The organism is Moorena sp. SIO4E2, assembly GCF_010671945.1.
Taxonomy (GTDB): Bacteria; Cyanobacteriota; Cyanobacteriia; order Cyanobacteriales; family Coleofasciculaceae; genus Moorena; species Moorena producens.
In genome coordinates this window covers 1-4980 of record NZ_JAAHIE010000518.1, presented here as the reverse complement: position 1 = coordinate 4980, position 4980 = coordinate 1, and the positions used below count along the sequence as shown (strand labels likewise).

At 43.3% G+C, this 4980-nt stretch carries 4 protein-coding genes; 3 read left to right on the top strand and 1 reads right to left on the bottom strand.

What is annotated here, in order from left to right; translation table 11 throughout:
- Positions 1–2107 (bottom strand): methionine synthase (gene metH / locus F6K37_RS31980; RefSeq protein ID WP_287254617.1); only part of this gene is annotated, 2107 nt, incomplete at its 3' end.
- A 562-nt stretch (positions 2108–2669) separates the two neighbouring features.
- Between metH and F6K37_RS31975 the strand changes: the two genes are divergently transcribed.
- The 3 genes from F6K37_RS31975 to F6K37_RS31965 all read left to right on the top strand — a co-directional run.
- Complete coding sequence (locus F6K37_RS31975; protein ID WP_044493068.1) at positions 2670–2885, top strand: hypothetical protein; 216 nt, start codon at positions 2670–2672, stop codon at positions 2883–2885.
- 354 nt (positions 2886–3239) lie between these two features.
- Positions 3240–3980, top strand: coding sequence for a calcium-binding protein (locus F6K37_RS31970; protein WP_287254614.1), 741 nt, complete (start codon positions 3240–3242; stop codon positions 3978–3980).
- Positions 3981–4789: 809 nt separating this feature from the next.
- Positions 4790–4980, top strand: a 191-nt coding sequence (locus tag F6K37_RS31965; protein ID WP_287254612.1) for a hypothetical protein, incomplete at its 3' end; no start/stop codon positions are given.

The following is a 4980-nucleotide window of genomic DNA, read 5'->3' as shown; positions in this document are numbered from 1 at the left end:
TGGTTTGAGCGGATTGTAATACAAACGGCAGCTGCATTTGCCCGGAACCAAATAGTTCCCCTACCACTTTCATCCCGTCCAGCAAAAAGGTATTGATAATCTCCAGGGGAGGATATTTTTCTCGGGCTTTCTCCAGTTGTTCTTCTAAACCAATCCGTTCCCCATCAATAATATGACGCTTGAGCCGCTCTTCTACCGATAGGTTTTCATCCTGAGAGCGATCGCGTTTTGTAGTTTTCCCTTCAAACAGAGTAGTCAGCTCGGCCAAGGGGTCATAGGTACACACATCCCCATCAAACTCCCGCTGATCATAAATCAGTTTTCGACAAACCTCTTGATGCTCTGGCTCAATCTTGGCTAAGGGTAAAATCTTACTAGCACTAACAATTGCTGCATCCATCCCTGCTTGCATTGCTTCGTGCAAGAACATGGAATTAAGCACAATTCGTGCTGCTGGGTTTAGTCCGAAGGAAATATTAGAAACCCCTAGGATAACATGACACCCAGGCAATTCTTCCCGAATCCGACGAATGGATTCGATTGTTCCTTTGCCGTTTTCCCGATCTTCCTCAATGCCTGTAGAAATTGGTAACGCTAGAGTATCAAAGAAGAGTTCATGAGCCGGGATACCATATGCGATCGCATCGTTATAAGCACGTTTAGCAATTTCAAACTTTTTATCTGCTGTCCGGGCCATACCATCTTCATCGATAGTACCAATTACCACTCCCGCGCCATAAATTTTAGCTAACTCAAGTACCTTATAGAACCTAGGTTCCCCATCTTCGTAGTTAGTGGAGTTCAGGATACACTTACCCCCAACTACCTTTAAGCCAGCCTCCATCTTTTCCCATTCCGTGGAGTCCAGCATCAGGGGTAAGGTGGAATTTGTGACTAAACGGGAGGCCAATTCGTTCATATCCCGAACTCCATCCCGTCCCACATAGTCCACGTTAACATCTAGGACGTTAGCCCCTTCCCGGATTTGGGATTTAGCCAAAGATACCAATCCATCCCAATCTTCTGCATTGAGCATGGTGCGGCACTTTTTAGAACCACTAGCATTGAGCCGTTCACCAACAATTAGGAAAGAATTATCTTGCTCATAAGGCTGGGAGCTGTAAATCGATGCTGCTGACGGTTCATGCTTAGGATTTCGCTCCTTCGGGGTCAGGGTTTGGGCAAGCTCCGCTAACTGTTGAATATGATCTGGCCTAGTACCGCAACAGCCACCAATAATTTGTACTCCCAAATCCTCTATAAAATGCATCAGTGCCATCCGCAGTTCCATGGGAGTAAGCCTGTAGTGAGCGTGCCCTCCGACATTTTCCGGTAATCCCGCATTAGGGATACAGGAAACCACAAATGGGGAACACTCAGACAAGTATTTGATATGTTCCTTCATTTGCTCTGGCCCAGTGGCACAGTTAAGACCAAGGATATCAATCGGGTAAGGCTCTAGAATAGTTAGCGCCGCATTAATTTCTGACCCCACCAGCATAGTACCCATCACTTCCATAGTGATCGATACCATCAGTGGCAGTCTTGCCCCTTTTTTTTCAAATACCTCTTCTATGGCATTCAGCGCTGCCTTAATTTGCAGCACATCCTGACAGGTTTCCACGATCAGCAAATCAGAACCGCCATCATACAACCCTAAGGCTTGTTCCACATAGGCGTTCTTCAAGGTATCAAAATCAATATGTCCCAGGGTAGGGAGTTTAGTACCAGGACCCATGGACCCTGCCACAAACCTAGGTTTTTCTGGAGTAGAGTATTCCGCTGCCATCCGTTTCGCTAGTTCCGCAGCGGCTTTATTTAGGTAATAGGCTTGGTCAGCTAGATCATATTCTGCCAGTACAATCGAGGTACCCCCAAAGGTATCCGTTTCAATCACATCTGCTCCCACCTCCAGGAAGCCCCGATGCACCTTTTCCACTGCTTCTGGTTTAGTATGGACAAGGTACTCATTACATCCCTCGTACTCAGGTCCACCAAAGTCTTCAGCGGTGAGGTTTTGGGTTTGGAGAGACGTTCCAGTTGCCCCATCAAATACGATAACCGGGCGCTTTGGGCTATGGAGGTGATTGAGAAAAGGGCTATTCATAGATTCAGTTATTTGTTGACTTCAGTGGTGTGTTGACCGTTGACAGTTTACGGAATTTTATTCATTTATGTCGGCTCTTATAATTAGTTTATCAAAAATCACCCAAATTATTTTATTTAATTTTTGCTATAATTTAAATTTTAGGTCAAATTAGTTTTTTCCCAACAGTTTATGTTTATAATTTCAAGGGTTTAATTAACTTCAGTTAAAGGGTGAAACAAACAGTAATTTACAAATTACATTATCAAATAATTAGTATAAATTCAATAGTGTGCAACGTTAATAAACTAGTTTCGTAAACCCATTAAACCAGATTTATAGCGTTGATAATACTTATAGTTAACAGATGCAGCGCTAACGACTCAGTTTACGTCGGCACGGATCTCTTGGAAAAGCCCAAGGGATAGTCGGTCCCTAAAGTGCAGCACAAGTTAGGCAGCGCAGGGATTAAAAACTTGGCTATACTTTGGCTAGCCGATTGTACCAAATTCCAGAAACTGCTGAAAGACAATCTCCTCTAAAAAATGCTATAATATAGAGTAATTATGTGAGGGAAAAGACCATGCAAGTTAAAGACTTGACTATTGATGAGTGTAAGCTCCTCATCCAAGAAACAGTCACTGAAACTCTAGAAGCACTGTTGAGCGATCCTGATAAAAATAAACAACTAAGACCTGAGGTTGTGCAGGAGTTGATTGATTCGCTTCACCGCACTCAACTTGGAGAGCCTGGTATTCCTGCAGAAGAAGTAGCTGAGAAACTTGGCTTGAATTGGTAATGAGCTACCGCGTAGAGTTTACAGCAAAGGCAATGGTCGGGTTGGAGTCAGTTACTTAAAAGAACGAACTAGTTTTTTTTATCCTAAAGCTGCTTTTGCCCAGTGGGTTGCTATAGCAATCGGTGTCGGAATTGTGATAATTTTTGATGCCCTATTCCCTATTCCCTATTCCCTATTCCCTATTCCCTACTCCCTACTCCCTACTCCCTACTCCCGATTCCCGATTCCCTTATTAACCCATTCACCCTAGATTCTAAATTTAAGCCAATGTGGCAATACAACTAGAGATAAATCGTTTGTAATAACTATAGAAGGCTTGATTCCCTATTGGGAAAAAAACAAGGAGAAATTAACATGGCAGTTATCAACGGTGATAAGGGGAATAATACTCTCGTTGGTACTCGGTTTGACGATGAGATCAATGGTTTTGATGGCAGAGACGTACTCATCGGGAACAGGGGTGATGATACCCTAAATGGAGGGGATGATTCGGACTTACTATTTGGTGGAAGAGGTCACGATTCCCTCAACGGTGGCGGACATGATGACTTCCTGTTCGGAAACCAGGGCGATGATATTCTTGATGGCGATACTGGCAATGACCGCCTGTTTGGGGGGAGTGGCAACGATAAGTTAATGGGTAGCTTTGGCAGAGATGCCCTCAACGGTGGCAGTGGCAATGATACCTTAGTTGGTGTGGATATCTTTGACGAACAACCCGGTCAGTTGGAGAGGGATACCCTCACTGGTGGTTCAGGCAAAGATACCTTCGTTCTCGGAGATACTCAGACAGTTTATTATGATGATAGTCAAGTTCGATTCATCATTCAGCCCCCTCCTACAGAACCCCCACCAAGCTACGCTTTGATTACTGACTTTGAACCTGGTAAAGATGTTATTCAGCTGAAAGGAGCCATAGAGTATACATTAGAAGATGTTGAGCTTCTTAATGGCGTTTCCGGTCTAGGAATCTTCTTCGATGCTGACGGTTTTGATGGTAACGGTTCTGAGCAACTGATTGGTATTATCCAAAGCCAAGAATCCTTAGATGGCCTGCAAATTAATATTGGTCGGGCAATCACGACTATTTCATAATTCCCCAGAAGAGAGTGTCGGAAGTGTCGCAAGTGTGGGTAAATTTTGAGTGGTAATGGGGTATCGAACGATGGGATCGCCTCAAGCAAGAAATGCGATCGCGTAACGTGGCCTTAGGTCAATCGCATTCATCCCATCCTTAGATACCCTCAACTTTTTCCTGTTTCCTGTTCCCTTGTTTACATCTTAACTAAAAATGCTATCGCTATTTCAGTTTCCTGTCTTTTGTTGCGATAAAAGATAGGAAGCTGATTTTTTTGATTACCAAAAATAACTCCAATTAAGTAAGCTATCAGCTGTCAGTTGCGTAGGGTGCGTGGCGTTGCTGATTCTGGGTATGGTTTCGCCCCCCTAGCCCCCCAATTTTGGGGGGAACAAAACTCTCTATCAAAGTCCCCCGCCCCCCTAGCCAACCAATTTTATGGGGAACAAAACTCTCTATCAAAGTCCCCCAAAGTTGGGGGATTTAGGGGGCTTGACCAAAACCAAACGTACGCTCGTTCATACTTCAATTGAGCAACGCCGATTTTTTTTAACTACCAATAAAAAACCAATTAACTAAGCATTCATTATTAGATTAATGCTGAATGCTTATAGTTTACATTATAAACCAAAAGCTGATGATAACAACACCAAAAATTATCAGTTTATTTTAAGATTATTACCTCTTACTTATTCCCACAATTACCACACTTTCCACACTCTCCTATTACCCATATTTCGTAATAAAAAAAAATTCCTAAATCCCTTGGCTAGTAGTTAATTTATGTATATATTAATAATATAACCACTTAAGAGAAAAGATTCTGATGACTGAAAACATTCCCCCCACCCCGGACAACCAAGGTCGCAAACCTAATCAATTCAAGCTCTTGTTGATCGGAACTCCTCAACAGGTTCACGATACGATTAATGCGCTGTATTCCGTTAAATACGCATATCCCTACGAGTGGAGCACTCCCGAGCCCACCGAAAAGCCTGGTGAGGTGATGACCACTTT

What these genes read in the sequence shown, in the direction of transcription:
- F6K37_RS31975 (WP_044493068.1), top strand. Translation starts at nt 2,670, where the DNA reads ATGCAAGTTAAAGACTTGACTATTGATGAGTGTAAGCTCCTCATCCAA.
- F6K37_RS31970 (WP_287254614.1), top strand. Translation starts at nt 3,240, where the DNA reads ATGGCAGTTATCAACGGTGATAAGGGGAATAATACTCTCGTTGGTACT.